This is a genomic window from Nesterenkonia massiliensis, assembly GCF_000455245.1.
GTDB lineage: Bacteria > Actinomycetota > Actinomycetes > Actinomycetales > Micrococcaceae > Nesterenkonia > Nesterenkonia rhizosphaerae.
Genome location: NZ_HG005165.1, coordinates 651828 through 678132, shown reverse-complemented (window position 1 = coordinate 678132; position 26305 = coordinate 651828). Strand labels below are relative to the sequence as shown.

26 protein-coding genes and 2 pseudogenes are annotated in these 26305 nt (G+C 63.2%); 20 read left to right on the top strand and 8 right to left on the bottom strand.

Features of this window, described 5'->3' with window-relative positions; genetic code table 11:
- The first annotated feature begins 72 nt into the window (after window positions 1-72).
- The 5 genes from TX78_RS03120 to TX78_RS03100 all read left to right on the top strand — a co-directional run bounded on the left by TX78_RS03120 (window position 73) and on the right by TX78_RS03100 (window position 6197).
- Window positions 73-1548: an NAD-dependent succinate-semialdehyde dehydrogenase gene (locus TX78_RS03120; protein ID WP_101750600.1), complete on the top strand. Its 1476-nt coding sequence runs from the start codon at window positions 73-75 to the stop codon at window positions 1546-1548.
- 248 nt (window positions 1549-1796) lie between these two features.
- Window positions 1797-3656, top strand: coding sequence for a molecular chaperone DnaK (gene dnaK / locus TX78_RS03115; RefSeq protein ID WP_044493377.1), 1860 nt, complete (start codon window positions 1797-1799; stop codon window positions 3654-3656).
- Between the two features lie 102 nt (window positions 3657-3758).
- Window positions 3759-4562 carry a nucleotide exchange factor GrpE gene (locus tag TX78_RS03110; RefSeq protein WP_081652519.1) on the top strand — a complete coding sequence of 268 codons (804 nt, stop codon included), beginning with the start codon at window positions 3759-3761 and terminating at the stop codon, window positions 4560-4562.
- Between the two features lie 96 nt (window positions 4563-4658).
- Window positions 4659-5630: a DnaJ C-terminal domain-containing protein gene (locus TX78_RS03105; protein WP_044493374.1), complete on the top strand. Its 972-nt coding sequence runs from the start codon at window positions 4659-4661 to the stop codon at window positions 5628-5630.
- 87 nt (window positions 5631-5717) lie between these two features.
- Window positions 5718-6197 carry a heat shock protein transcriptional repressor HspR gene (locus TX78_RS03100; protein WP_407635374.1) on the top strand — a complete coding sequence of 160 codons (480 nt, stop codon included), beginning with the start codon at window positions 5718-5720 and terminating at the stop codon, window positions 6195-6197.
- A 21-nt stretch (window positions 6198-6218) separates the two neighbouring features.
- Here TX78_RS03100 and TX78_RS14140 read toward each other — a convergent pair whose 3' ends face one another.
- Window positions 6219-6341, bottom strand: coding sequence for an AbgT family transporter (locus tag TX78_RS14140; protein WP_233722132.1), 123 nt, complete (start codon window positions 6339-6341; stop codon window positions 6219-6221).
- A complete protein-coding gene (locus TX78_RS12490; protein ID WP_049897375.1) occupies window positions 6320-7039 on the bottom strand; it encodes an AbgT family transporter in 720 nt (239 codons plus the stop codon). The genes TX78_RS14140 and TX78_RS12490 overlap by 22 nt, the downstream gene beginning before the upstream one ends.
- Window positions 7040-7321: 282 nt before the next feature.
- Here TX78_RS12490 and TX78_RS03090 point away from each other — a divergent pair, with 282 nt between their 5' ends.
- The 5 genes and pseudogenes from TX78_RS03090 to TX78_RS14575 form a co-directional block, all read left to right on the top strand.
- A complete protein-coding gene (locus TX78_RS03090) occupies window positions 7322-9259 on the top strand; it encodes a penicillin-binding transpeptidase domain-containing protein (RefSeq protein ID WP_049897374.1) in 1938 nt (645 codons plus the stop codon).
- Window positions 9259-10110 (top strand): tRNA (guanosine(46)-N7)-methyltransferase TrmB, encoded by an 852-nt coding sequence (gene trmB / locus TX78_RS03085; RefSeq protein ID WP_049897373.1) that lies wholly within the window; start codon window positions 9259-9261, stop codon window positions 10108-10110. Before TX78_RS03090 ends, trmB begins: the two co-directional genes overlap by 1 nt.
- A 19-nt stretch (window positions 10111-10129) precedes the next feature.
- Window positions 10130-10249, top strand: a pseudogene (locus tag TX78_RS14135) (GMC oxidoreductase); the annotation flags it as partial.
- Window positions 10250-10420: 171 nt separating this feature from the next.
- Window positions 10421-10981: an aldolase/citrate lyase/malate synthase family protein gene (locus tag TX78_RS03080; protein WP_049897372.1), complete on the top strand. Its 561-nt coding sequence runs from the start codon at window positions 10421-10423 to the stop codon at window positions 10979-10981.
- A 13-nt stretch (window positions 10982-10994) separates the two neighbouring features.
- Window positions 10995-11069, top strand: a pseudogene (locus TX78_RS14575) (ATP-binding protein); the annotation flags it as partial.
- 59 nt (window positions 11070-11128) lie between these two features.
- On the opposite strand, the gene TX78_RS03075 reads toward TX78_RS14575, so the two are convergent.
- Both TX78_RS03075 and TX78_RS03070 read right to left on the bottom strand, forming a co-directional pair.
- Window positions 11129-11452 (bottom strand): winged helix-turn-helix domain-containing protein, encoded by a 324-nt coding sequence (locus TX78_RS03075; RefSeq protein WP_044493366.1) that lies wholly within the window; start codon window positions 11450-11452, stop codon window positions 11129-11131.
- Between the two features lie 126 nt (window positions 11453-11578).
- A complete protein-coding gene (locus TX78_RS03070) occupies window positions 11579-12376 on the bottom strand; it encodes a methyltransferase domain-containing protein (RefSeq protein ID WP_044493364.1) in 798 nt (265 codons plus the stop codon).
- 368 nt (window positions 12377-12744) lie between these two features.
- Here TX78_RS03070 and TX78_RS13640 point away from each other — a divergent pair, with 368 nt between their 5' ends.
- From TX78_RS13640 to TX78_RS12485, 4 genes are all read left to right on the top strand, one after another.
- The gene (locus TX78_RS13640; protein ID WP_158644289.1) at window positions 12745-12990 is read left to right on the top strand and encodes a hypothetical protein; all 246 of its coding nucleotides are present in this window, start codon (window positions 12745-12747) and stop codon (window positions 12988-12990) included.
- A 366-nt stretch (window positions 12991-13356) separates the two neighbouring features.
- Complete coding sequence (locus TX78_RS03060; protein WP_044493357.1) at window positions 13357-13665, top strand: hypothetical protein; 309 nt, start codon at window positions 13357-13359, stop codon at window positions 13663-13665.
- Between the two features lie 35 nt (window positions 13666-13700).
- A complete protein-coding gene (locus TX78_RS03055) occupies window positions 13701-14552 on the top strand; it encodes an RND transporter family protein (RefSeq protein WP_147640400.1) in 852 nt (283 codons plus the stop codon).
- Window positions 14553-14596: 44 nt separating this feature from the next.
- Window positions 14597-15046: a hypothetical protein gene (locus TX78_RS12485; protein WP_147640399.1), complete on the top strand. Its 450-nt coding sequence runs from the start codon at window positions 14597-14599 to the stop codon at window positions 15044-15046.
- On the opposite strand, the gene TX78_RS13635 is transcribed toward TX78_RS12485, so the two are convergent.
- Window positions 15019-15243: a hypothetical protein gene (locus TX78_RS13635; protein ID WP_049897370.1), complete on the bottom strand. Its 225-nt coding sequence runs from the start codon at window positions 15241-15243 to the stop codon at window positions 15019-15021. The two genes, TX78_RS12485 and TX78_RS13635, sit on opposite strands and share 28 nt — an antisense overlap.
- 17 nt (window positions 15244-15260) lie before the next feature.
- Here TX78_RS13635 and TX78_RS03045 point away from each other — a divergent pair, with 17 nt between their 5' ends.
- Window positions 15261-16151 (top strand): DMT family transporter, encoded by an 891-nt coding sequence (locus TX78_RS03045; protein ID WP_044493353.1) that lies wholly within the window; start codon window positions 15261-15263, stop codon window positions 16149-16151.
- A gap of 169 nt (window positions 16152-16320) precedes the next feature.
- Here the strand turns inward: TX78_RS03045 and TX78_RS03040 are convergent, their stop codons facing one another.
- Together TX78_RS03040 and TX78_RS03035 are read right to left on the bottom strand one after the other, a co-directional pair.
- The gene (locus tag TX78_RS03040) at window positions 16321-16545 is read right to left on the bottom strand and encodes a heavy-metal-associated domain-containing protein (RefSeq protein ID WP_044493671.1); all 225 of its coding nucleotides are present in this window, start codon (window positions 16543-16545) and stop codon (window positions 16321-16323) included.
- Window positions 16546-16731: 186 nt separating this feature from the next.
- Window positions 16732-16962: a GntR family transcriptional regulator gene (locus TX78_RS03035; RefSeq protein ID WP_044493352.1), complete on the bottom strand. Its 231-nt coding sequence runs from the start codon at window positions 16960-16962 to the stop codon at window positions 16732-16734.
- 167 nt (window positions 16963-17129) lie between these two features.
- Here TX78_RS03035 and TX78_RS03030 point away from each other — a divergent pair, with 167 nt between their 5' ends.
- Window positions 17130-17750 carry a LysE family translocator gene (locus TX78_RS03030; RefSeq protein WP_049897368.1) on the top strand — a complete coding sequence of 207 codons (621 nt, stop codon included), beginning with the start codon at window positions 17130-17132 and terminating at the stop codon, window positions 17748-17750.
- A gap of 30 nt (window positions 17751-17780) precedes the next feature.
- On the opposite strand, the gene TX78_RS03025 is transcribed toward TX78_RS03030, so the two are convergent.
- On the bottom strand, window positions 17781-19181 hold the full coding sequence (locus tag TX78_RS03025) for a GntR family transcriptional regulator (RefSeq protein ID WP_044493349.1): 1401 nt from the start codon (window positions 19179-19181) through the stop codon (window positions 17781-17783).
- Between the two features lie 157 nt (window positions 19182-19338).
- Between TX78_RS03025 and TX78_RS03020 the strand changes: the two genes are divergently transcribed.
- From TX78_RS03020 to TX78_RS14130, 4 genes are all read left to right on the top strand, one after another.
- Window positions 19339-22944 carry a proline dehydrogenase family protein gene (locus TX78_RS03020; RefSeq protein WP_044493347.1) on the top strand — a complete coding sequence of 1202 codons (3606 nt, stop codon included), beginning with the start codon at window positions 19339-19341 and terminating at the stop codon, window positions 22942-22944.
- A 105-nt stretch (window positions 22945-23049) separates the two neighbouring features.
- Window positions 23050-24540, top strand: a complete 1491-nt coding sequence (locus tag TX78_RS03015) for an amidohydrolase (protein WP_044493345.1) — start codon at window positions 23050-23052, stop codon at window positions 24538-24540.
- Between the two features lie 315 nt (window positions 24541-24855).
- Window positions 24856-25929 carry a FecCD family ABC transporter permease gene (locus TX78_RS03010; RefSeq protein ID WP_044493343.1) on the top strand — a complete coding sequence of 358 codons (1074 nt, stop codon included), beginning with the start codon at window positions 24856-24858 and terminating at the stop codon, window positions 25927-25929.
- Window positions 25926-26305: iron chelate uptake ABC transporter family permease subunit (locus TX78_RS14130; protein WP_233722131.1), on the top strand; the 380-nt coding region annotated here is incomplete at its 3' end. The genes TX78_RS03010 and TX78_RS14130, both read left to right, overlap by 4 nt.

Below are 26305 nucleotides of genomic sequence, written 5' to 3'. Positions count from 1 at the left end.
TCGGCGCTGGCGCCTAGACTACAGAGTGAGAGCATGAATGTCACCGCCATCACATCCTTACAAGGAGAAGTCATGTCACAGGCCATTACTGCTGACCGCGAGGCCGCCTTGATCAGCTCCGTACCGAAGTCCCTCTATATCGACGGTCAATGGCGCGAGTCTCACAGCGGTGCCCGGCTGGAGGTCCAGGATCCTTCCACCGGAAAGGTGCTGTGCGAGGTGGCCGACGCCGGCGAGCAGGACGGCTGGGATGCGCTGCATGCTGCCCAGCGGGCTCAGCCGGACTTCGCGGCGATGCCGCCGCGGCAGCGGGCTGACATCCTGATGCGCGCCTTTGAGCTGATGCATGAGCGCAAAGATGATCTGGCTCTGCTGATGACCCTGGAGATGGGCAAGCCGCTGGCCGAGGCCTACGGGGAGGTCACCTACGCCGCGGAGTTTTTCCGGCACTTCGCCGAGGAAGCGACCCGGATCAGCGGAAACTATCAGACTGCACCAGCCGGCAATGCCAGGTTCCTGGTGACCAAGCAGCCCGTTGGTCCTTCTATTCTCATTACTCCGTGGAACTTTCCGTTGGCTATGGGCACCCGGAAGATCGGCCCCGCTGTGGCAGCCGGATGCACTTCGGTGCTCAAGCCCTCTGAATTGACTCCGCTGTCCATGCTGGCTCTTGCGCAGATCCTTCAGGACGCCGGCCTGCCAGCAGGAGTGGTCAATATTGTGGTGACCTCCAATGCCGGAGGCACTATGGAGCCGCTGATCCGCTCTGGTATTGCGCGCAAGCTCTCCTTCACCGGATCAACCGCTGTGGGTAAAAAACTGCTGGAGCAGTGTGCCGACCACGTCCTGCGCACTTCCATGGAGCTCGGCGGCAATGCGGCCCTGGTGGTCTTTGAAGATGCAGATCTGGACAAGGCCGTGGAAGGTGCGCTGCTGGCTAAGATGCGCAACTCCGGAGAAGCGTGCACCGCTGCTAACCGGCTCTTCGTTCAGCGTTCCGTGGCGAAGGATTTCGCCGACCGACTGGCTCAGCGGATGGCTGAATTCCGAGTGGGTCGTGGTGTCGACGACGACGTCAAGGTTGGTCCGCTGATCAATGCCAAGCAGCGGGACAAAGTTCAGGAGTTGGTGGAGGACGCCGTGCGTTCCGGGGCCGAAGTGCTGCTCGGTGGCGAGCCGATTGCCGGTGAGGGCTACTTCTATCCGCCCACCGTGCTCTTCGACATCCCTGAGGGTGCACGCGTGCGCAGCGAGGAGATCTTCGGTCCGGTGGCACCGGTAACCCCGTTCGACACCGAAGAAGAAGCTGTCGCGGCGGTCAACAGCACCGAGTACGGGCTGTCCAACTATGTCTTCACCAATGACCTCACCCGGGCGCTGCGGGTGGCCGAAGCCGTGGAGTCCGGCATGGTCGGCATCAATCAAGGTGTGGTCTCCAACCCTGCCGCGCCCTTCGGCGGCGTGAAGGAATCCGGGGTGGGCCGCGAGGGCGGCGACATCGGCATCGATGAGTTCCTGGAGACCAAGTACATCGGTATCGCCATGTAGGTCCCGGCCCAGGCTGCCATCACACCCCAGCTCGCGCATCCGTACCCCGGGTGCGCGAGCTTTTTCATGCACAAGTGGGTGCGGCGGGAATGAAGCGAGGGGCGGCGTCGTTATAATCATCGACGCAAAGTTGAGTCGAACTCACTCAAGTCAGTTTGACAGCTGAGAGTGTTCGTTGAAGACTTGAGTCCAGTTCACTCAATAAGCGAAAGTGACAGGCTTCAAAAGCTCTGACGAAAGGAGTCCCCATGTCCCGCGCAGTCGGAATCGACCTCGGAACTACGAACTCGGTGGTGACCGTCCTCGAAGGCGGCGAGCCCACCGTGATCGCCAACGCAGAAGGCGCACGCACCACTCCCTCGGTGGTGGCCTTCTCCAAGACCGGCGACGTTCTCGTCGGTGAGGTGGCACGCCGTCAGGCCGTGTCCAACCCGGACCGCACCTTCGCTTCCGTCAAGCGCCACATGGGCACTGACTGGACCGCTGAGGTGGACGGCAAGAAGTACACCCCGCAGGAGATCTCCGCCCGTACCCTGATGAAGCTCAAGCATGACGCTGAGTCCTACCTGGGTGAGGATGTCACCGAGGCTGTCATCACCGTGCCGGCCTACTTCAACGACGCCGAGCGTCAGGCCACCAAGGAAGCCGGCGAGATCGCGGGCCTGAAGGTCTCGCGTATCGTCAACGAGCCCACCGCTGCAGCATTGGCCTACGGCCTGGACAAGGGCAAGGAAGATGAGCTCATCCTGGTCTTCGACCTCGGCGGCGGTACCTTCGATGTCTCTCTGCTGGAAGTTGGCAAGGATGAGGACGATTTCTCCACCATCCAGGTACGCGCCACTGCCGGTGACAACCGTCTCGGTGGCGATGACTGGGACCAGCGCATCATCGACTGGCTGGTCGAGCAGGTCAAGCAGAAGGACGGCGTAGACCTGTCCAAGGACAAGATCGCCGTTCCGCGTCTGAAGGAAGAGGCTGAGCGCGCCAAGAAGGAGCTCTCCTCCACCACCAGCGCTACTATCAACATCCCCTACGCCACCCAGAGCGAGAACGGCCCGGTTCACGTCAACGAGACGCTGACCCGCGCGAAGTTCGAGGACATGACCTCGGATCTGCTGGAGCGGACCAAGAAGCCCTTCAACGATGTCATCTCCGAGGCCGGAGCCAAGATCTCCGACATCGACCACGTCATCCTGGTGGGCGGCTCCACTCGTATGCCGGCCGTTGCCGAGCTGGTCAAGCAGCTCTCCGGCAAGGAAGCCAATAAGTCGGTGAACCCGGATGAGGTCGTCGCCGTCGGTGCCGCACTGCAGGCAGGTGTGCTGGCCGGTGAGCGCAAGGACGTGCTGCTGATCGACGTCACTCCGCTGTCCCTGGGTATCGAGACCAAGGGCGGTGTGATGACCAAGCTGATCGAGCGCAATACCGCAATCCCCACCAAGCGCTCGGAGGTGTTCTCCACCGCTGAGGACAACCAGCCTTCGGTGGCTATCCAGGTCTTCCAGGGTGAGCGCGAGTTCACTCGTGACAACAAGGCCCTGGGTACCTTCGAGCTGACCGGTATCGCTCCGGCACCGCGCGGCATGCCCCAGATCGAGGTCACCTTCGACATCGACGCCAACGGCATCGTCCACGTCTCCGCCAAGGACAAGGGCACCGGCAAGGAGCAGTCGATGACCATCACCGGCGGCACCTCCCTGGACAAGGAGGACATCGAGCGGATGGTCGCCGACGCGGAGAAGCACGCCGAAGAGGACAAGAAGCGCCGCGAGGCTGCTGAGCGCCGCAACGCCGCCGAGGCCACGGCCTACTCGGTGGACAAGCTCCTGAAGGAGAACGAGGAGAAGATCCCCGAAGAGGTCAAGACCGAGGTCCAGGCCGACGTCGACGCCCTGAAGAAGGCCCTGGAGGGCACCGACAACGACGACGAGGTCAGCGCAGCCTTCGAGAAGTTGCAGGCCTCCCAGGTCAAGATCGGAGAAGCCCTCTATGCTCAGGGCGGTGCCGAGGCAGCCGGTGAGGGTGCACCCGCCGGTGACGCCCCGGGCCAGGACGAGGACATTGTCGACGCAGAGATTGTCGACGAGGACGAGGACGAGAAGAAGTAGTCACGGCGATTACCGTCTGACCCGCTTCTCGAAGACCAGCAGGATGCGCCCGCTCCATTTAGGGGCGGGCGCATCCTCAGACCGAAGGGAGGGCCTTAGCTCATGGCAGAGGACAAGTACAACCCGGAGAAATCCCCCCAGGACGGCATCCCCGATCCGACCCCGGCACGGGATGACAAAGCTACCGGCGAGGCCACCGCCGAAGACCGTGAAGCCGCAGGCACCGATCCTGCTGCAGACCCACTGGCAGAAGCCGAGCGGATACTGGCAGATGCCCCCGAGGAGTCCATCGAGGTCCAGCAGGCCCACGCGGCTCCGGCTGGAGAAGAAGGCGATCTCCACGAGCCGCTGCCGGGTGAGGATCCTGAACTGAGCGAAGAGCCTGAGCTGCGCGAGGTGCCTCTTGATGAAGCGATCGGCGGCAGTGAAACCGAACCGGAGTCACGTATCGAGGCTGCCGAGGAGGAGCTCGCTGCCCAGGGTTACGACCGGGAAGCGGAGCTGGAGAACGATCTGCGCCGAGTGCAGGCCGAATACGTCAACTACCGGCGCCGCGTAGAGCGTGACCGGGCCTTGGAGAAGGACCGCACCAAGGGTCAGCTGATCGCCGAACTGATGCCGGTACTCGATGACATCGCCGCTGCCCGTCAGGCCGGTGACCTCGAGGATGGTCCCTTCGCGCATATTGCTGCCCGACTGGAATCTGCGCTGACCGCGCAGGGTCTGGAAACCGTGGGTGCGGTGGGTGAGGCCTTTGATCCCACTGAGCATGAGGCCATCATGCAGCAGCCCCATGACGAGGTGGAGGCGGACCACATCGCCGTCGTGATCCGTTCGGGCTACCGCTACGGCGACCGCCTGCTGCGTGCAGCACAGGTGATCGTCTCCAGCGGAGCTCAGCAGTAATATCAACAATCGCCTTCAGGCGTGTTGGTCCGCGCCACTGCAGCAGACCGAAAGCGTGGCGGGTTCCCCCGCCCGCGGAACGAGAAAGGAGACGCTATGGCTTCACAGGACTGGGTAGAGAAGGACTTCTACGCGATTCTCGGCGTCTCCAAGGAGGCCACCGCCGAGGAGATCAAGAAGTCCTACCGCAAATTGGCGCGTCAGTACCACCCGGATAAGAACCCGGGTGACGAGGCGGCCGAACAGCGCTTCAAGGACATCTCCGAGGCACATTCGGTGCTCTCCGATCCTGAACAGCGTCAGCAGTATGACGCGATCCGTGCCATGGGCTCGGGCGCCCGCTTCTCCGCGGGTGCCCCGGGCTCTGGCACCGCCGGATTCGAGGATATCTTTGGCGGACTCTTCGGAGACCGTTTCTCAGGGGCACCTGGAACCGGCGGCGACCGTTTTGGCGGGGGCCCGGACTTCTCCGATCTCTTCGGGGGAGTGGGGGACCGATTCGGATCCCGTTTCGGCGGCTCGCCCAAGGGGGCTGACCGTACCGCCAAGACCACGATCTCCTTCAAAGGCGCCGTCCGCGGCACCACCGTGGGGCTGCGCGAGCCCAATGGCAATGTCATTGATGTGCGCATCCCACCGGGCATCAAAGAAGGCCAGAAGGTCCGCGTCAAGGGCAAGGGCCAGCAGGGTCCAGGCGGCACCGGCGATCTGCTCGTGGAGGTCTCGATCCAGTCGCACCCATTCTTTGAGCGCGACGGAGACAATATCCGCATCCACTTGCCGGTGACCTTCGATGAAGCGGCCCTCGGAGCCACTGTGGAAGTTCCTACGGTGCACGGCGAAAAAGTCCGCATCAAGGTGCCCGCAGGTACCAGCTCTGGGCGAGTGCTGCGGCTGAAGGGCCACGGGATCCGCCGCAAGAACAGTCAGGGTGACATGCTGGTCGTCATCAACGTTCATGTGCCCAAGGAGCTCAATGATGATGCTCTGGCCGCGGTGAAGGCCTATGCGGAGGCCACCGCAGGCACTGACCCTCGGAAAGATTTAGATTCCAAGGCTGCGTTGTAAAGAACAAGTCGGCTAGGCCCAGTGGTCTTCCAGTCCCATTGCCAGGAGGCACCTGGGGCTGAAGACAGCAAGCACAGGAGGTGAACGATGGTCATGCGGTACACGGTGCGAGCGAATATCGCAGAGTTCGCGGAGGATCCGCGAATAGTCGATGCGGAGAACCGTCACGCCCCCCTGTTCTTCACCTCCGTGGCAGCAGAGCTAGCCGATATGCACCCTCAGACGCTGCGTCAGTACGACCGAATGGGCTTGGTGACCCCTCGTCGCCAGCGCGGCAAGCACCGGCGTTACTCTCCCTATGACATTGAGCAGCTGCGACAGATTCAGCAGCTCTCCCAGGAGGGCGTCTCCCTGGAGGGAATCCGACGCATCTTGCAGTTGCAGAACCGCGTGGATGAACTGGAGGACACGGTCGCTCAGTTGCGTCAGCAGCTGCGTCAGGCACAGCGCAATCCTGGGCAGGCCAGGATCTTCGCGGTGGGCCCCCACGGCGATGTGGTCAGTCTCAGCCGCGGACAGCGGCCCCGGCCTGCCACCAGAGAGATTGTCCTCTGGCAGGACCGGTAGCCGCTGTCCCCAGACGATGCTCTAGCGAATCGGCACTCCCGGGCCCAGTGGCAAACAGATGGCGTACCAAAGCATGAAGAACAGGAACCAGGACACCAGCAGCGCCACTGAAATGGGTAGCGTTAGCGAGAGCAGGGTTCCCACACCGGCTTTCGGGTAATAACGCTGGAGATATCCCAGCGCCAGGGCGAAGTAGGGCGCGCACCTCCTGCGCGGAATAGCTCAGCAGCTCCTCCTCGCTGGTCGGCGCTTGTTGCTCCGCCCTCGCCAGCGGTGCCTTCGGCGGTTCCGCCAGTAGCGGTCCCGGTCTTGTGCACCGAGTCCTGCGCATCGGCAACCTGCGCCGGCCGACCTGCAGCGAGTACAGCAGTGGCCGCGCCCCCAGCGGCGTCCTCTTCTTTGCGCATCCGCTCGGTCATCTTCACCAGCAGGAGCTCCGTCACCAGAGTCACCACCGCAACCAGTACTACCGCGGAGGCAGCAGCGAAGAAGTAGTTGGCGATGGGGGAGACCACGTAGTCTTCCTCGATCAGCTCGGCGGCAGCGGTGGAGATGCCAGCGAACAGTGGATCTGAAGCGGTAATCAGCAATGAGGCGTTATATCTGGCCGATGCCGAGCCGAAGGCAACGATGGCGCCGAGGACTGCCGAACGTCCCACCGCTTTGAACGCCGCCGCCGCTAAGGGAATCAAGATGATGTAGATAGCATCGGAGGCCACAGATCCGGTCACGCCCACCACAGCCACAGTGAAAGTCAGCCAGCTGCGGGAGACCCTCGAGACCGCCACCCGGATGGCTGCGCTGATCAGCCCGGATCCCTCGGCCACGGCGACCCCGAGCATGACGGTGATGATCAGATGCGGCAGCAGCTTACCGATCCGCTCGATCCCGCCCAGGAAGCGTACGATGACGCCCCTGCGCTCCGGTTCGTGCTCTGAGGTGGATTCGGGCTCGCGGACGGGGGTCGTCGTGGCTCGGCATCAAGTGTCCTTTCGCAGGTGCTTTTTAGTATTGACCCCGTCAGTGCAGTGATTCTTTGCGGAGTTTATCCATGTCAGCGGCACGAGGGAACATTTTTCACACGATGTCCCCCACGACCTGAAGAAAACCTCCATACTTGATGAGTGTTCTCCTTGCGTCGCCGTCGTCGTCTGTTCGTAGCTTCCGCTGCCCTCGCCGGGGCTGTGCTCATCACCTCTTGCGGGGAGGATCCTCCCGCTACCGTGGACTCCTTTGCTCAGTCCCTTGCACGGGCGCTCTCCAGCGGTGACTTCTCCCAGGTCAGCTTCGCTTCCGGCTCTGCGGAAACGCTGAGCCAAGCAGCGGAGAACCTGCATGAGCCCTTCGGGGAGCTGACTCCCGAGGTGACCGTGGCGCAGATCGATGTGCTCGAACCGCCGGAGGACTCACCTCGGGCTCCCACCGCTGAGATCACCTATGAACACCGCTGGGACCTCGGCGAGCTGGGCATCAGCGGAGAGGAATGGACCTACACCACAACAGCGGAATTCAGCTATGACGCTGAAGCTGATGTGTGGCACGCAGAAGCTACTGCCGAGACCCTGCTTCCTGACTATGCCGGCCATGAGGGCATCGGGCTGGTCACCACCAGCGCCGAACGCGGTCGCATCATGGACGACAACGGCAGGGCCCTGGTCTACAACCGGGATGTGGTGACCCTCGGGTTGGATAAGACTCAGCTCAGCGAAGCCGAAGACTCAGAAGACGCGTACCGGGCTGCAGCGGCGCAGCTGGCGGCCGCAGTGGGGATCAACGAGGAGTCCTACACCGAAAAGGTGATGGCCTACGGCGAGCAGGCTTTTGTTGATGCTATTACCATCCGCCGAGACAGTACCGATATCTCCGTGGCGGATATTGAAGGGATCCCCGGGGCCGTCGCCGTTCCCGGCACCCGGTCCCTAGCGCCCACCCGGGACTTCGCCCCGCTGCTGCTGGGCCGCGTGGACCCGGTGACCGCCGAACATATCGAGAACGACCCCACGCTGCAGGTGGGTGACATGGTGGGGACCTCCGGTATTCAGGCCAGCCGCGAAGATCAGCTGCGCGGTGTTCCCGGGATGCGCATTCATAAGGACGGCGAGACCCTCTGGTCAGTTGAGCCGCAGACCGGCCAGGACATCCCTACTACTATGAACCCGCGGCTGCAGGAGCTGGCTCAGCAGATCACCGGCGAGCAGGATGTCACCTCCGCGCTGGTGGCAATCCGACCCTCCGACGGCGGGATCCTGGCCGCGGCCAGCCACAGCCCGGAGGAGAATTTCGTGGAAACGGCTACGCAGAGCTCCTTCGCTCCCGGGTCCACCTTCAAGATGGTCTCTGCCCTGGCGATGCTGCGCGATGGACTGAGCCCTGATTCTCAAGTCTCATGCCCTGCCAGGACAACGGTCCACGGCCAGGTCTTCAGCAATGTGCCAGGCTATCCCGGTGAGTACATCGGTACCCACCGTTTCCGGGATCTGCTGGCAGTCTCCTGCAACACCCTCTTTGCTGCCGCTTACGACGATGTCACCAGCGCTGATCTGCACCAGGCAGCCGTGGACCTTGGCCTGCTGCAGGAACCGCGCATCGGAGTGCCAGCCATTATGGGCTCGGTACCCGATGACAGCGACCTGAATCTGCACGCAGCCAATCTCTTCGGCCAGGGTGTGGTGGAATCCTCGGCGCTGGGCATGGCTACCGTTGCGGCCTCCATCGCCGCAGGTGAAACTGTCCACCCTCACCTGGTGGTCCCGCAGGAGCCCCGAGCGCCCGAAGGTCAGCTCAGTGCTGAAGAAGCCGAGCAGCTGATGACGCTGATGACGGACACGGTGAATTTCGGCACCCTGTCATCGATGGATCCGGTGCCCGGGGAGCATGTCTATGCCAAGACCGGCACCGCCGAGGCAGGCGAGGGTGACGATACCTACGCCCATACCTGGGTGATCGCCATCCAGGGGGACCTGGCGGTGGCGATCTTCTTAGAGGAAGGCGAGTTCGGTGGATCGACCAATGGGCCGCTGCTGCACCGATTCCTCACCGGAGCCCGCGATATCCTAAACTGATGCCCCAGGATTCCGCACACCTTCGCAAACCGCTGTCCTTCGTCCGACGCAGCAATAAGCTCAAGCCCAGCTACCAACGATCCTGGGACGCCGCCCTGGGGCAGGAACTGCTGGATGTGCCGCACGGTGACCGCGATACCTCGGTGGCTCCCGGTTTCAGCATCGACTGGGAAGCCGAATACTCACGCTTCGGCGGCCACGGCGATGCTCCGCTGATCGTAGAGATCGGCTCCGGTTCTGGTGAGGCAGTCTCCGCGGCCGCCGCCAACAATCCCGAGACCAATTTCCTCGCCATCGAGGTCTACCGGCCCGGCGCTGCGCAGCTGGCTGCGCGGATCCGCCGCGAAGGACTCACCAATGTCCGGGTGGCCTGCATTGATGCAGTGGAGCTGATGGACCACCTGCTGCCGGCAGCATCAGTTGCTGAGCTATGGATCTTCTTCCCCGACCCCTGGCATAAGAAGAAGCACAATAAGCGCCGGCTGGTGCAGCCGGCCTTTGTGGAGAAGGCTGCCCGGGTGATCGCCCCCGGTGGACGCTGGCGGCTGGCCACTGACTGGTCTGACTACGCCGTGCAGATGCGCGAGGTGATTTCGGCGTCGTCGTCCTTCACCAATCCGCACGCAGGCGAACGGACCGGTGAGGAATCTGCGTTGACCCGGGTCCGTCTGGATGACCTGGACGCACGCAGCCTGGGCAAGGAAACTCACCCGCTGCCGCTGGAAGAAGCACTGGATCACGAAGGCGGCTGGGCGCCACGGTTCGAGGGCCGGGTGCTTACCGATTTCGAGGCCAAAGCCCTTAACGTCGGACGACAAATCTTCGACCTCACCTATCTGCGTTCTGAATAGGCAATAGGGATACGCGCTAGTGCGCGGCCTCAACGGTTTGCGGGTGGCAGATGCCTCGATCATGCCGCAGGTGATCTCCGGGAACACCAACGCGCCTTCGGTGCTGATCGGTGAGAAGGCCGCCGCCGCGATCACCGGGCGGGCGCCCTTCCAGAGAAGTGCTGGTTATGGCGGATCTTTGAGATTCGCAAAGAATCGCGGATCTTTCCCTCAGTATCCCTGGAATCGGGGTTGTGGCCTGGCGAAAACTGGTGGTTGTCACCGAACAGGGACCAACCGATAGCGGACCAGGAATCAAAGGAGATTCGCCATGACTATCACCACTGAGGAGACCTCACAGCAGACGGTCACGCTCGCCGGGCCGGAGGTTCCACGCCAGGCAGAGCTTTTCACCCCTGAGACTCTGGAGTTCCTTGCAGTACTGCACGGGGAGTTCGGCCTCCGGGTGCAGGCACTGGGCGGTGGCACCGCGTCCAAGAGCACAAGCTGCAACTGGTCGCTGATGGTGGACCAGCATCTGGTGGAGCCGCCGAGCAGCTTCATCAGCCCCCGCCGGCTCTGCCGCACCCAGGACAAGGTGATGAGCAACGGGACTCCGGTCTCTGCCGGAATCGTGGACTTCGGTCTGCATATCCACCGCAATGCACACCGGCTGCTGGCTGAGGGTCGTGCCCCCTTCGTCTCCCTGCCGGGCACCGAGACCGAGGAAGAGCTGCAGATCTGGCGGGAGCTCTTCATTCGCGCTGAGCAGCTGCTGGGACTGCCCGACGGCATAATCCGCGCGATTCACCTCGGCCCAGGTGAGCCGGATATGGACGACGACGAAGACGGTGAGGCCTCCAGTGCCGAGATTCTGGTCTCCCGTAGCTGAGCTGTAACTTCCCCAGCATGTCTTCATCGAGATGAACCCCCGGATCCAGGTCGAGCACACGGTCACCGAGGAGATCACCACGGTGGATGCCCAAGTGCTCACCGAGGAGGAGTCGAAGACAAGCAACGGCGGCGCCCGGTAATCGGCTCAGAGGGCCAGCCGATAGCCCCGCTTGACCACGGTTTGGACTACGGCTGAGTCGGGCAGGGCCTGCCTCAGTCGGGAAACCCACATTTCCAGGCCGTGCGAAGAACCGCATTGCGGCAGCAGCCAGAGCAGGTCCTCCCGTGAGATGACCGCGCCCTGGGCTTTGGTCAGGGCGCGCATGACAGACATCGGACCCGGTGCCAGCGCTACGGGGCCGTGGCCGGGCAGATGCACGGTGTTGCCGATGATCTCCACCTCGCCAGCGGGCATTGGGACGCGCAGGTACTGGTCATCCTCGATGACCTCTGGTACAGGTTCTGCCATGCCCTACCCTCCCTGTCATGCTTGAGCTTCAGGGTAGGGCGGTTGCGTTTCTGCCTATTGTCAGGAATGTAAACCGAGGATGTCTTATCTCTCACATACCGGAATCAGCGGCAATAAATCACTGATTTAGCCCTGATGACGGGCAATGAAGAACAAGCGCCGGAAGCTCAGGATGGTGCCTAGCTTCGTCTTGGGATATGCCCTGCGCAGTGCGGCTTTGTACTGGCGGGTGAACTCTTCCCGGGGTCCTTCTGGAAGCGCCTCCAGCACCGGGCGGGCAGCTGCAGAGGAAATCCACGTGAAGACTGGATCTTCGCCATGGAGTATGTGGTGGTACCGGGTCTCCCAGCCTTCGACCTCCCAGCCCTCTGCCGCGACGTCGTGCATATAGTCGCTGACCTCTGCGGTGGGTTGCAGCATGGTGTGTGGGTCGATGAACTGCCGGTATGGTTCGGACGCGGCAAGTTCAGCTAGCAGCCGGTGGCTGGGGGCGGAGAAGTTGCCGGGGACCTGTACTGCCAGTGTGCCGCCGGGGGCCACATTGGCCTGAATCTGCGGCAGCAGATCTCGGTGCTCGGGGATCCACTGCAGAGCAGCGTTGGAGACTATGAGATCTGCCGGCTCATCCAGCTTAAGATCCCTGATATCTGCTTGCCGGTAGCTGATGCGAGGGTCGGCGGAGGTGGATTCCTGAGCCCGCTGGAGCATCTCCGGGCTGGAGTCGATGCCGATAATCTCCGCTTCCGGCCAGAACTCCCGCAGCACCGGCATGCCGTTGCCTGGTCCGCAGCCCAGATCCACAATGCGCCGCGGGTTGTATGCGCGGACGTGAGTGAGCAGGTCGATGAAGGGCTGGGTGCGCTCTGAAGCAAATCTCAGGTAACGCTCCGGATTCCACGGAGCACTGGAAAGGGTACTGGGCATGAGCTTGATTCTAGGGGCGCTGGTCACTGCACTCCCAGGGCGCCGACATGAAACGCAACCTTCTGCGCTGGCCCTCTCAGCCTGTGCGAATGGGGATGGTCAGGAAGAACCCACTGATGAGCCCACTGCTAGCTGTAGGTTCGAGAACTGACGGACGGCTGCAACCGCCACCCTGCCGCGAGCGACGCGTATAGGTCCGGTGACAGCGAGATACTATTCTCCGGAACCCCTTGCTTCTGTAGGGCCATCCACAGCATGGCTTCAATCTCGTCTACGTGAGATCCCGCAGCAGATTCCTGAACTTCATCACAAGCCTTCCGGAGACTCATCGTCGCAAAATATGCAGAGATGTCATCGAGGAAGTAAAGGTGATCGGCTGGACTGACGGTACCGTACGGCGCAATGCGTCCGTGCAGACTGTTATCGATTTCGAGGTCGCGGAGAGCAGCCGGGTGTGCTGGCTCGTGGGATTTGAACGACCATCGGCGGTTATGGGCACACGCATTACGATAGTGGCGCGCAAACTGGAGCAAAGGGGATTCGTTGTTCCGAAAATCACCACGGTCTATGAGTTCACCGATCTTCGTAGCGGAAAGGACCATGCCCATCGCTAGAAGGTCCTGGACCAATTCCGACGAATTATGCTGCAACACATCGTCAATCACGGAATTAAGGTCAAGGACTAGATCGAGGTCCCCTCTCCCGCCCAGGGTAAGCGGAATCGAATCGGGTGGCGTTATGCCCGTATAAAATCTGTTCCACTCCACGATGGGCTTCGAAGGATCCAGGATCATGGGGGCCGAAAGAGTTATAGCCAAGAACGTGGACCGGTACTGCTCAGCTGCAACCATCAAATCCCCCGGTCGAAGCGGTTCTTCTGCGTCCACCATCATGTCCTCCCTGAGTGGTTCTGTTTAGTTCTCTCCCGGACACCCTAGAAGCATGTCTTGATTCTCATAGACCTAACTCTAAGGATCATAATGACCACCATCACCGCAACCCCGGTGACCCACGAGGATGCCTACCCGCCCCACTGGGCGCATTACCGGCTGAGCGACGCCATCAAAACCGACGGCGGCCCCGTCCTTGGGCCCCTCATCGTGCGTGACCTGCTCGTCGCCCACGGCACCGACCCCATGGACGGGGAACCAGTCACCCTGCTGCTCGCGGCCGACCACCAAGGCCAACCCCTCACAGGGCTCGCGCTGCGCACCACTACCGGCGAGCACACCGACCCGACAACCGCAGTCAGGGAGTACCTGACCCGTCACGCCGAACCCGCCTGGTGATGTCCGCCACCACGCTTACAGCTAGCATCAAAGTCATGGAAGAGGACCAGGATCCCCACGAGAATCCGCCGCACGAAGAAGATCAGGAGACCCTGTCCCTGGACCATGACTGGGACAGCCTGGCGATCAGCCGCAAGGCCGCTCAAAGGTACGGCGACCTCGCTGCCGGTGCTCTCAATGACAAGATCCGCGACGACCTCAAAGATGTCGCGGAAACCATGTCACGAGCTTTCGCCGTCCAGATCGATCCCGAGACCCTGCAGCGAATAAGACAGCTTTCTCTCGAACACACCAGGCCCGTGAGCGAGGTCGTGCAAGACCTGATACGCAGACACGCGTATGGTATGAGAGCTGCCGACCCGTCTACTGATCCAGGGGAAGACCCCGATGTGGCGCAGATCGACCCACCCGAAGGTGATGACGAGCCCACATCTCGGGCAATCATCGCCGACGACCCGGATATCGCGCAGCAGCTACTGGACGTGTTCGAGAAGGTCGCAGTCATAAACGCTGGACTTCGCGATCATGCTGCGAAGCAGACGGATCACCTGCTGGACATTATCGAAGGGATGAATAGTCAAGCGGCCGCCATGACTAGCTTGGCAACTGAGTTCAAAGCATCTGGAGACGCGCAGTCCCGGATCGCGACCGATCAGCTTACTGAGGCCCAGCGCGCGACCGATGCAAGCAATAAGAGCCTCATTGTCGGCGGCATCGGTGTTGGCGTAGCGCTGGTTGTGGGGCTTGCTTCCATCGTGCTCAGCCTCATCGCGTTGAATCGCGCGCCCGAGATCGATCTACCTGAGGATTACATCTTCTTGCCGGAGGACGCTCTCGTGGTGGAGACACCTCAATCCGCGACGCCGGAACCAACCGAACAGGAATAGCCGCCTCCCCCAGCATGGAGTATGCAGCCGGGACGCTGTCGGCCATGACCGCACCGCTCCCCCTGCTTGTCGAATTTACTGTCCCTGGTAAGCCTGTGCCGAAAGCCCGCCCCAGGGTCGCCCAGGACTCCCGTGGACGGAATCGCACCTACGCGGAAGCCTCTGCTGAAGGCGCTGCCGCGGATGCCGCTGAAGACGGCGGAGAAGATGAGGAGCAGGTCGAGCCCTCAGACCGACCCACTCACGAGGCCGGCGGTCCGTCGCCGCGGCTGGCGGTTACCTACGACGGCGGCGTGAGCGTCATCGACGGCGCTACCCTCGAAGTCCTGGGAGACTTCAGAGCCCAGGACTTTGTGCGCGTCAACCCCGCAGGGGATGGCCGCCATGTTTTCCTCGCTGAAGGCGACAGTTTCCGGCTGCTGGACGCTGGAACATGGGGAGAGCCGCATGGCGATCACAACCACTACTACAGCACCGACCCGCTGCGGTCGTGATGGAGGACGGCACCCGCTTCGAAACGCTGGGGGATCGCAGCGGAGCACGCGTACTCAATGCTGAAGGCGAAGAGCTCGCTCGCGCTGAAGACTGACCCGGCGTCCACGGAGAGGCCGCCGGACCAGACCCGATCATCGCCGTCGGCTGTGAGGATCTGTGGAGTTCTGTCGGGCAGTTTCCCATGCTCTGGGCGCATCTGCCTAGAATCGGCGAGTGATCTCTTCATCCCGGGCAGTGACGCTGATGCTGCTGGGAAGCCTGGCCATGGCCTCCTCTGCGGCGCTGATCTCCTTCATGGACGCTGAACCGATGAGTACAGCGGCCTGGCGCTGTCTGCTGGCAGTGCCGATGCTTGCCCCCTTTATGCTCTGGGAGCTGCGGAGGGTGGACCGGGTGCAAGCCTTGCCAGCGCGCACTCTTCTCGGTGCTGCCTTAGGTGGGATCGCCATTGGTATCGACTACAGCTTCTACAACGTCTCCATCCTGCTGATCGGTGCTGGCATCGCCACGGTGCTGATTAATATCCAGATCATCGTGCTGCCGCTTTTCAGCTGGGTCTTCGAAGGAGTCCGTCCCCCAGCTCGACTGGCGGTCATCGTCCCGCTGATGATGCTGGGAGTGGCGCTGACTGCCGGGGCCTTCGGGGAGACGGTGCTCAGCTGGGCCGGTGTCCTGGCAGGCCTGGCGGCAGGTGCCTGCTACGCGATCTACTTAGCGATCATCCGCCGCACGGCACCACCGACACTGCGACCAGCCCCGTTTACCGTGCTGAGCATTGTGTGCCTCTGCGCTGGATTGACCACGCTGACTGGAGCCATTGCGACCGGACGTCTCGAGGTGCCCGAGAGTGTTATCTCCTGGGGCTGGTTCCTGGCGCTGGCCTTTATCGGCCAGGTGGTGGTCTACCTGTGCTTCAACATCGCCATGACCGCCCTGCCGGAGACTGTTGCCAGCGCACTGATGCTCACCGGGCCGATCTTCGCCGTCGGGCTCGGGGTTCTGCTCTTCAGTGAGATCCCGAGCCTCTGGCAGCTGCTGGGCTGTGCGCTCATCATCGCCGGTGCCTGGTGGGCTGCTACTGCACCACGACGCCGGCCGAGCTGAGTCTGACTCCGAGCCTGCCCGTGAGTCTGAGCTCGGTCACACCGTTCAGAAGCGCCGCAGCCGCAGCGAATTGCCCACCACGCTCAACGAGCTCAGCACCATGGCTGCGCCTGCGAGCATCGGATTCATTGGGCTGTGTCAGTGTTCAGCGATGGGGTGACGAGGTCCCCTAGAGGCGAGCTGGGGAGGCCGAGTAGCCGGCCTCATCCACTGCGGCGATCACTGCCTCGTCGGTCACTGTGGCGTCATCCTGCACCGTGATGGTCAGGGAGCCTGCAGCGGAGCTGACCTGGATATCGGCCACGCCCGCGAGTTGGCTCAGTTCTTGGGTGACTGCCGATTCACAGTGGCCGCAGGACATCCCGGTCACGGTGTAGCTGCGTGTTTCGGCCATGGTGTCCTCCTGGAGAGTGGCGGGAAGCATCCCGATGTGGATCGTATGCTGCTTAATATACCCCCATGGGGTATTTGTGTATACCCTGGATGAGGCGCTGAATCAGCAGGACACCATGTGCGCAGCAGAATCCCAGATTGGCCCGGCGGAAACTTCCCTTCCCGACGACGCCGCGTCCGGTCATGGCTACATGAGCGGCAGCGCTGACGCCAGCTGGGGCGAGGCGGCGTTGCGCGGCCCCAGAGCGGCAGTCTGCCAGGAGTAATCATGGGGTCGCGGAGCCCGGGAGCCGCGGACGAATGTGCCCACCCCAGGGCGGGTCTCCACCAGTCCCGGACTTGCCAGGCATCGCAGCGCCTTCAGCACGGTGACCGGACTGGCCCCGTATTCAGTCACCAGGCTGCGGCTGGGCGGCATGGCCAGTCTGCAGTGGGCAGATCTGCTGTTGTTCACGGCCGTGAGTCGCCGTCGTGCTTTGCGCCGGGGTTGCGATAAGGGTGCGGATGGCCCCGGCACGCAGTCCGCATGATGGAAAAGTCCGAGGCAAGTCCTCATCAGCTCAGGAAGCGAAGTAGGTTCAAGAAGTGCAGTTGCTGTCTCTGATGCTCTTTGTCATCGCCGGTGCCGGAACCCCCGGGCCCAATAACACCATTGTGATGGCCTCAGGTGCTGGTTTCGGCTTCCGCCGGACGCTGCCGGCCATCATCGGGATCAATATCGGATTCCCGGTCATGATGATCCTGGTAGGGCTCGGTTTGGGCCAGGTGCTGAACCAGTGGCCGGTGGTCCTGGACGTGCTACGGCCCATCGGCGTGGCGTATCTGCTGTGGTTAGCCTTCAAGATCGCCACCGGACCCACTGATGTGGAGTCTCGCCGCGAAGGCCGACCGCCGGGGTTCATTCAGATGGCGCTGTTCCAGTTCGTCAATCCCAAGGCCTGGACCCTGGCAGTGGCGGCTCTGGCCACCTTCACCGGTTTCTGGGAGTCCTTCTTAGCCGAAGTGCTGGTGATTGCAGGATTCGCTCTGGTCTTCAGCACCCCGTGCACCATCGCCTGGGCCCTGTTGGGAGTAGGGGCGGGACGATTCATCTCCTCGGCACGGCATATGCGGATCTTCAATCTGGTCATGTCGGGTCTGCTGGTGATCTCGCTGATTCCCGCTTTCCAAGAGATCTGGTCCTCATTGCAGCCGCTGCTGGGCTGAAGCTTCTCCCTAAGTTAGCGGGTCCACAGCTCAGCGGGCCAGGCGGTCCCATAGAGCGGCATCGAAGGATTCCGGAGCCAGTGCGGACATATGCCGTACCGCGTTATCGAGTTTGCCACGCCAGAGGCGGACCGCTGCATCACCCCGTCCCTCCATAACTGCAGTAAGGATCCGCCGGTCATCTCGGAGGAGACGGTCGACGGCGGGGGTGTAGTCCAGCTGCAGCACAGCGATGAACATCCTGACGCGCAGGGTGAGCGCGTGGAAGCTGCGTGCCGACTGCCGCAAGCCGGAGGCCTCGGCCAGCTCCTGCTGGAAGCGCAGATCAGCCTCGCCCACATCCGTGCGGGTGCCTTGGGCAGCGGCAGCTTCCAGTGCTCCGAGCGCCAGCCTGGTAGGAAGCAGCCGGTGCCGCGGCTGGGCGGCGCAGGCCCGCAACAGCACCATGCCCACATGAAGCCGGGAGGCGTAGAGGTCAATGACATCAGCACCGGTCACCCGTGGGATGCGGAACGTGCTGCTGGCTGCGCCTGTGGAGGACTGCACGAGCAGACCGTCATCAGCCAATTGGCGCATGGCGGTTCGCACTGTGGCTGGTGGTAGACCTAACCGCTGAGCGAAGAGAGCTGGACGAAGCCGGTCACCAGGCCGGAATCCGGAGTTGATCATCTCTTTGCGCAGGGCGATGGCCAACTGCTCAGTGGCAGAGAGCTCCATCCGGGGTAGCCAGCGGTTGGCGGGGGAGCGGTCCGGGGCGGGGTACTCCATGACGGCAAGTAGATTTGAGTCAGAAATAGGATCAGTTTCGGATGATTCTGTCTCGGCCCGCCAATGAACCCCCAGCAGTCCTCTGCCTGCCCGCGCTGCCAGAAGCCGAAGCAGTGCACCCGGAAGGGCGGCCTCCGAGGGTTCGCAACGGTCCAGCAGCGCCGCCACAACAGCCAGAAACTCCTCCCAGTCTGCCCCCGGTGACCACTGAGCGCGCAGGGACGATGGTTCTGCGCTGGGGGGTTCAGCAGCCGAGTTCCGGGGCGGGTCGGTCCAGGCGGCAGCTCCGGAGACCCACAGGGCGGCCATCAGTGCAGTCGCCCGACGTTCGAAGCGTCGTCGCGCCGGTGCTGCGGCGCTGGCACTGGTGCCGAACTGAAGCGTGATCCGGGGGTACTCCACGCGGAAGTCCATGAGACGAAGCCGTTGGGCAGCGGGGGATGCCGCGGTAGTGGCTGCGTGCCGCTGTGTGGACTGGCCTGGATGGCGAATCCGCCGCACTGCGCGACTCACCAGGGTCTGACTCAATCCGGTCAGCTCGGCGATACGGCGGGTGGAAAATTCGGTGCCGCCTACCCGGGGGCCGGCCGTAGCCAACACACTGGCGACGATGTCATCGGCGGTGTCCTGTACCCGGGGGCGACCCCGCACCATTGTCTGCATCAGGCTATTGAATCAGTTTTGACTCAAATTATCTCAGCGTGTGGTCCATATCTCTTCTCATCTGCCCCAGCCCTGCTGACACTGAAGGCAGGACTGATATCCCACCGGCCCCCTGTCATGGAGGCAGTGGATTGCAACGACTCAAGGAGCAGAGCACATGGCTGAGCAGACTTCACCGGCCCACTCGCAGGACCTGAACCCAGAGACGCTGAACGAGCTGAACAGCATCACCGATGCCGCAGTGGAAAAGGTCACCAGCTGGCTGCGTCAGACTCAGCACTGCGGCGTGACCCCGCATCCCTCCGCGCAGCGGCTGGCCGCAGTCCTGGCTCACCCCACCGGCCTGGACTTCACTGTGGGATTCGTGGACCGGGTGATCCGCACTGAGGACACCAAAGCGGCCGCCTCCGCACTGTCTGAACTCGGCGCATTGGCTCCAGACACCCTCGAGAAGCTGGATCTGGCTCAGATCCAGGCCGGCTCGAAGCTGGGCAAACTGCTGCCCGACGTCGTGGTCCCCGCGGCCCGCAAGCGGATGCGCTCGATGGTCGGCCACATGGTGGTGGACGCTCGCGATAAGCAGTTCGGCAAAGCCGTGGCACGGATCAAGAAGGACGGCCACCGGCTCAATATCAACCTTCTGGGTGAAGCAGTGCTGGGTGAGGAAGAAGCCGATAAGCACCTGGAAGACACCGTACGGCTGCTGCGCCGCGACGACGTCGACTATGTCTCCATCAAGGTTTCCTCAGTGGCCAGCCAGATCTCCATGTGGGGTTTCCAGGAGACTGTGGACTATGTGGTGCAGCGGCTCATCCCGCTCTACACCGAGGCCGCAAAGGCCCCGGCCGGATCCAAGTTCATCAACCTGGACATGGAGGAGTACCAGGATCTGCGGCTGACCATCGCGGTCTTCAAGCGCCTGCTGTCCATGGAGCAGATGAAAAACTATGAGGCCGGAATCGTCATCCAGGCCTATCTGCCCGATGCCCTGGCCTCAGTTCAGGAGCTGGCTGAGTTCGCCAACGCCCGGGTGGACGCCGGCGGTGCCGGTATCAAGATCCGTCTGGTCAAGGGCGCGAACCTGGCCATGGAGCGGGTTCATGCGGAGATTCACGACTGGCCTGTTGTCACCTGTGACTCCAAGGAAGCCACCGACGCCAACTACAAGCTGGTGCTGCATTGGCTGCTGCAGCCTGAGCGCATGCGCGGCGTGCGGCTCGGCGTGGCCGGCCACAACCTCTTCGATATCGCCTTCGCCCATCTGCTGGGGCTGGCACGCGGTGTGCACAACGACGGCGGGGCCGGCCGACTGGAATTCGAGATGCTCCAGGGCATGGCCGCCGAGCAGGCCGAGGTCGTCAGCGGCGATGTCGGGCAGCTGCTGCTCTACGTACCGGCCGTGCGCCCGGCCGAGTTCGACGTCGCGATCTCATATCTGGTGCGTCGGTTGGAGGAGAATGCCGCGAGTGAGAACTTCATGTCCGGGATCTTCGATCTCGACGTGGACGAGACCGGCAACGGCAGTGAGGTCTTCCGCCGCGAGGAAACCCGATTCCGCAGCTCGGTGCAGACCCTGGCGGGCATTCTGCAGGAGAACGGTCACACCGCGCCGGCGCCGAAACACACTCAGGACCGGACCGCTGAAGAGCAGGCAGAGCTCCCTGACTACGATCAGCTGCCGCCCTTCCACAACGAGCCCGATACTCACCCGGCTCTTGAGGCCAACCAGCGCTGGGCCGAGCAGGTGGTGGCGCGGGCAACGCCTCAGTGGCTGAAGTCCCAGCCGGTACCGGAGGAAGTCGGGCTTCAGGATATCGACCCGCTGGTGGAGCGAGCTCGATCAGCAGCCGCAGAGTGGGCCGCCCGCCCGGCCATTGACCGGGCGCGCATTCTCTACCGGGCTGCCGATATTCTGGCCCGGCGCCGGGGGCACCTGATCTCCTTGGCGGCAGCCGAGGTGGGCAAGTCCGTGGCGCAGAGCGACCCTGAGGTCTCCGAGGCGATTGATTTCGCCCGTTACTACGCCCATCACGCTCTGGAACTGGAGAAGGTGGAATATGCCAACTTCACCCCGGATACCCTGGTTCTGGTGACACCGCCGTGGAACTTCCCACTGGCCATTCCCTTTGGCGGCACCGTGGCAGCCTTGGCAGCAGGATCTGCGGTGATCCACAAGCCCTCCTCACCGACTCCGCATTGTTCCATGGCGCTGCTGGAAGCCCTGTGGGAAGCAGGTGTGCCACGTGATGTGCTCCACGGTGTCTATCCCTTCGAAGGCGAAGCCGGCAAGCGGCTGGTCAGCCACGACGGCGTGGACCGGGTGATCCTCACCGGAGCCTCAGAGACCGCCGCACTGTTCCGCTCCTGGAAGCCGCAGATGCGCATCAACGCTGAGACCTCGGGCAAGAACGCCCTGATCATCACCCCGGCTGCAGACCGCGACCTCGCTGTGGCTGACCTGGTGAACTCCGCCTTCGGCCACGCCGGACAGAAATGCTCCGCCGCGTCCCTGGGCATCCTGGTGGGAAGCGTCTACAACTCGGAGCGGTTCCGCCGCCAGCTGGTGGATGCTGCCAAGTCCATGGTGGTGGACTGGCCGCAGAACCTCTCGGCCACAGTCGGTCCGCTCACCGAGGATCCCAGCGAGAAGCTGCACCGGGCGCTGACCACGCTGGAGCCGGGAGAAGCCTGGCTGCTGAAGCCGGAGCAGCTAGATGACACCGGCAAGCTGTGGAGTCCCGGCATCAAGACCGGCGTCAAGCCTGGCAGCTTCTTCCATCTGACGGAGGTCTTCGGACCAGTGCTGGGACTCATGGAAGCCAAGGACCTGAATCAGGCAATCGCGTATCAGAACCAGGTGGACTTCGGTCTCACCGGCGGCATCCATTCCTTGGAGGTTTCCGAGGTGGAACAGTGGTTGGAGCAGGTCCAGGTGGGCAATGCTTATGTGAACCGCGGAATCACCGGTGCGATTGTGCAGCGGCAGTCCTTCGGCGGCTGGAAGCAGTCCTCTGTGGGACTGGGATCCAAAGCCGGTGGCCCCAACTACGTGATGCTCTTCGGGCAGTGGAGCGACGACGTCGATATTGCCACTGCGGCTCAGCTGGCTCCTCCTGCTGAAGGCACCCCGGCTGCGGTGGTGCTTGAGGAGGCCGAATCCAAGAAGGTCATCGGACCGGAGGAGTTCGCCTGGCTGAAGGCTGCCGCTGCCGACGATGCACGCTGGTGGGCTCAGGAGTTCGGCACGCCCAAGGATCACACCGGGATGAATGCCGAAGCCAATATCTTCCGCTATCTGCCGGAGACTGTGCTGCTGCGAGTCCAGGCTGATGCAGAACCCGCGCCGGTGCTGCGCGCCTTGCTGGCTGCCCGGACCGCAGGTGCCCAGGTGCGCATCAGCGTGGATCCCAAGTCGCAGAAGAAAGCCAAGCAGGCGGCCAAACTGGTGCAGAAGCTGGTGGTGGGTATCGAGAAGCCGCTTCAGGAGTCGGAGCAAGAGTTCGCCCAGGCGTTGGCCTCTGGTGCTCACGACGCCGGCGTTGGCATCCGGGTGCGCGTGCTGGGGACCCTCGGGTCTCAGGTGCACCAGGCGGTGGCGTCCCGTCCGGAGGTGGCGCTGCTCGATGACGTGGTGACCGCCTCTGGTCGCGTTGAGCTGCGCTATTGGGTCAAGGAGCAGGCGGTGTCGATGACTCTGCACCGCTTCGGCAACCCCAGCCCGCGCTTCCATGAGCTTGCAGCTCAGCTCAAGGCCGGTCTTTAATCCGGGGTTTCCGCGCAGCAGGGACGGGCGTCATAGGTGGTTCTTCAGGCCAGTACGCTGTGCATGGAGAACCACCTATGCCGCTGTCTGAAAGAGAGTTCGTGAGTGTCTGAGCTGCTGCTGAAGAATGCTGTGATCGCTTCCCCCGGTGGGGCGAAGAGGGTCGAGGCCCCCTCAGCGGATGTGCTGATCTCCGGTGGCGTCGTCGTGGCACTGACTGCCTCAGGTGAGCAGCTGGACAGCGCTGCCGAAGTGGTGGACCTCGATGGGCGCTGGCTGATTCCTGGGCTGTGGGATCACCATGTGCATTTCACGCAGTGGGTGATCCGTCGGCAGCGTATCGATCTGACCCGCACCAGCAGTGCCGCAGAAGTCCTGGAACTGACACGCCAGGCAGTGCAGAAGGCGCCGGCCGGTAAGACGGTGGTCGGTTTCGGATTCCGCGATGGGCTCTGGCCTGAGCCCGCTCGGCTCAGCGACCTCGATGCGGTCACTGGTGATCATCCAGTGGCGCTGATCGCCGGCGACCTGCACTGCATGTGGCTGAACACCGCTGCCCAGCAGCTGGTGGGGGCCCGTACCGATGACACCGGAATCCTGCGGGAAGCAGAGTCTTTCGCGGTCATGGACCGCTTCGGTGACCCCGCTGACCTGACCCCGCAGGACTACCAGGATGCGGCCCAAGCTGCCGCAGCCCGCGGAACTGTGGGCGTGGTGGAGTTCGAGAACGCCGATAACGCCTCGCTGTGGCCCAAGCGGGTGGCCCAGGGGGTGAACCAGCTGCGTGTGGAGGCCGCAGTGTGGCCCGACTACCTGGCGCAGACTGTGAAATCCGGCCTGCGGACCGGAGATCTGCTCGAGGAATCCGGATTGGTGCGGTTGGGGCCGCTGAAGGTGATCTCCGATGGTTCGCTGAACACCCGAACCGCGTGGTGCTGGGAACCCTATGCGGGGCTGGATTCCACACATCCTCATGCCTGCGGCGGGCCTACTGTGCCGCCGCAGCAGGTGCGCGAACTGATGCGCACCGCTCAAGGTGCAGGCATTGCCGCAGCCATTCACGCCATTGGTGACCGTGCCAATACGGAGATCCTGACCATCTTTGAAGAACTTGCAATGCGCGGCGGCATCGAACATGCCCAGCTGCTTCGCTGGGAGGACGTTGAACGATTCGCCCGGCTTGGCGTCACGGCGAGCGTGCAGCCCGAACATGCCATGGATGACCGTGACGTCGCGGAGGCGTACTGGCCCGGACGTACCGCCCGGAACTTCCCCCTGCGCAGCCTTGTGGAAGCGGGAGTGACCCTGCGTTTCGGCTCTGATGCACCGGTGGCGCCGCTGGATCCGTGGATGGCGATCGCTGCTGCCGTCAGCCGCAGTCGTGATGGCCGCGAGCCCTGGCATCCGGAGCAGCGCATCGCCGTGGGTACAGCTCTTTCTGCCAGCACTGGCGGTCCCGCTGAAGTCCGCGTGGGAGCACCCGCTGATTTAGCTGTGTTGGACCGTGACCCCTACCGCTGCACGGGGGACCAGCTGCGGAACATGCCGGTGGCAGCCACGCTATTAGGCGGACGGTTCACTCACTACTCGCTCTAAGACGCCGACCGCCGGTGGATTCACCGGCAGTCGGCATTCATTCGCGGAGCAGCGAAGATCCTATCTGCGACGCATCAGCAGAATCACCACGGCTGGCTGCGCGGCACCCGTGACACCCAGGTCAGCACCGCCGCAGGAGGTTCTGCTCACTGCGGCACCCTGACCTATGACCTCCTGGAGGAGGACGGTGCCGCGACCTGAACGTTTGCGCATTCGGTAACGCAGGAGTACCTTAATTACGTTCACAAAAATTCCGGCAAACTCATGTTGCGTAATCCAGGCCGGCTGTGATTCGTCGATAGTACCCGAGGAACCGTGACCGCTCAGACCGCCCCCACGCGCGCCGATGCTGCGCCGCTGCCGCTGGCATCAGCCGGTGCGCGGCGGCTCGTCGTCGTCGGCTGCGGTCTGTTGCTGCTGCTGGGACTGAGCTGGATCAGTCTCTTCGTGGGCTCGGGGAGTATCTCTGCAGGCACCGTCAGCGACACCCTGAGCCGGTGGGCCGCAGGCGATCTGCCCGCAGGTGCCCGGGACACTACAGAACTGCTGATCCTCGAGCGGCGAGTCCCGCGCACTGTGCTGGCCATTGTTGTAGGCGCAGCCCTGGGACTGGGCGGGGTGCTGATGCAAGCTCTGACCCGCAACCCCCTGGCGGATCCCGGGCTGCTCGGCGTCAACGCCGGAGCCTACGCCGCAGTGGTCTTCGGCTCCGCCACGATGGGGGTGACCATCGGTTTCGCCCACGTCTGGCTGGCCATCGCCGGTGCCTTCATCACCGCCGTAGCGGTCTACCTGATCGGGACCAGCGGCTACGCCGGGGCCAGCTCCGCGAAGCTGGTACTGACCGGTGTGGCCATCGGCGCACTGCTGAGCGGACTCAGCTACGCCGTCACTCTGGCCATGCCCACCGTCTTTGACCAAGTACGTTTCTGGTCCGCGGGCTCTCTGCAGGGACGCAGCTGGGATGAGCTCAACGCGGTGCTGCCGTTCATGATGATCGGCGCACTCATCGCCGCACTGCTGCCGCGGGCGCTGAATGCGATCTCGCTAGGCGATGACGCCGCCGTCGCCCTCGGAGCCCGGCCCGGACTGACTAAAGTAGCGGGGCTGGCCGCGGTGACCCTGCTCTGTGGTGCAGCAACGGCGGCAGCCGGGCCGCTGAGCTTCATCGGGCTCATGGTGCCCCATGCGCTGCGGATGCTGCTGGGCCCTGACCACCGCTGGTTGGTTCCACTGAGCCTGCTGGCCGCACCGGTGCTGGTGCTGGCCGCTGACATCCTGGCCCGCTTGGTCGTGGCCTCCGAACTTCCTGCAGGAGTGGTCACCGCATTCCTCGGTGCTCCGGTGCTGATCTGGCTGACCCGCCGGAAGGCGGTGAAAAACCTGTGAACGTGCAGACTGCGCCGCCACTTTTCGGCCCAGGTTCGCGGACCCTGCGCCGCGGCACCTTCAGCCTGCGCATCCAACGCCGCAGCCTGATCATGACCTTGGTGCTGCTGGCGGCGGCGTTGATGGTGGGCTGGTGGAACCTGATCAGCGGTTCCGCCATGCTGGGTGCCTCCGACGCCCTGGCTGCGCTGCTGGGCACCGCTGATGAAGGTACCTCCAGGGTCATTCTGGAATGGCGCGCCCCACGGGTGGTCTTCACAATTCTCGGCGGAGCCGCCCTGGCCCTTGCCGGGGCAGTCTTCCAATCCCAGACCCGCAACCCGCTGGGCAGCCCGGACATCATCGGCTTCTCCGCCGGCGCGTATACCGGCGCGTT